Genomic DNA, 1,429 nt, shown 5'->3' on the forward strand with positions numbered 1-1,429 from the left:
CGCGTCGCGTTCGCGCAGCTCACGGCGCCGCTCGCCGCGAAGGGCGTCGAGGATACGGCGAACTACCGCTATGGACGGCTGCTGTCGCGCAACGAAGTCGGCGCCGATGCCGGCGATTTCAGTCTGTCGCGCGGCGCGTTCCATGCGCGCAACCGGCGGCGCGCGCACCGTTCGCCGCACGCGCTCGTCGCGACCGCGACGCACGACCACAAGCGCGGCGAAGACGCGCGCGTGCGGCTCGCCGTGCTGAGCGAGATCCCCGACGCATGGCGCGCGGTCTCGCTCGACTGGTCCGCGCTGAACCAGCCGCATCGCGGCCGCGCGCATCGCGACCTCGACTGGTCGCCGGGGCCCGCTGCCGAGGCGATGCTGTATCAAACGCTCGTCGGCTGCTGGCCGCCCGCGCTCGCCCCCGACGACGCGGCCGGCCTCGCGGCGCTCGCCGATCGCGTCGTGCAATGGCAGACGAAGGCGCTGCGCGAAGCGAAGCAGCAGACCGACTGGCTCGCGCCCGAACCGGACTACGAGCACGACAGCGAGGCGTTCGTGCGCGCGATCCTGACGCCGCACGGCGCCGGCGATTTCGCGCATCGGCTGCATGCGTTCGTCATGCGTATCGCGCCGGCGGGCGTCGTCAACAGCCTCACGCAGACGACGCTGCGCCTCACGTCGCCCGGCGTGCCAGATCTTTATCAGGGCACCGAACGGTGGGACCATTCGCTCGTCGATCCGGACAACCGGCGCGACGTGCCGTTCGCGGCGCTCGCGGCCGAGCGCGTCGACGGCCCCGTCAGCGCGTATCTGCCGACCTGGCCCGATGCGCGCGTGAAGCGTGCGCTCATAGAGCGGCTGCTCGCGCTGCGTGCGCAGCATACGTCAACGTTCGCGAACGGCCGCTACGTGCCGCTGCGCGTGCGCGGTCCGCTCGCGCGTCACGTGGTCGCGTTCGCGCGCTGCGACGACGCGGCGACGATCGTCGTCGTGACGACGCGGCTCGCGTGCCGGCTGCTCGGCGACGCGCCCTCACTGCCGCGCGTCGAACCGGCGCAGTGGGACGACACGGCCGTCGTGCTGCCGGCCGGCGCGACGGGGCCGTGGGCCGACTGGCTCGATGCGAGCGAGGCCGGCGACACGCCGGACGGCTTGCTGCGCGTCGCGCACTGCCTGCGCGCGCTGCCGGTCGCGGTGTGGGTCGGGCCGCCGCCGCGCGCATGACGAGGCGCACCGCGGCGGTCGTTTTTTACAGAAGCGCCGGCATGATGGCGGCAGCGCGACCGCGCGGCTGCGTCACGCGCGGCGTCGCCGATCGGCGCTCACGACCATTCTTCGGGCGGCAACGGCGCACCGTCCTCCTCCCAATGCGCATCGCCGGCGCCGCGCGCGTCGTGGCCGGCCGTCAGCGTGCCGTGCGCGGCGCCGTCCTGCGGCC

Annotated in this window: 1 pseudogene; it reads left to right on the plus strand. The window is 74.0% G+C overall.

Features of this window, described 5'->3' with window-relative positions:
* Nucleotides 1-1,215: pseudogene (locus tag HMPREF3115_RS27995) on the plus strand (malto-oligosyltrehalose synthase); the annotation flags it as partial.
* Nucleotides 1,216-1,429: the final 214 nt, after the last annotated feature.

This window comes from Burkholderia sp. HMSC10F09 (assembly GCF_001806955.1).
In the GTDB taxonomy this organism is placed as follows: Bacteria; Pseudomonadota; Gammaproteobacteria; order Burkholderiales; family Burkholderiaceae; genus Burkholderia; species Burkholderia multivorans.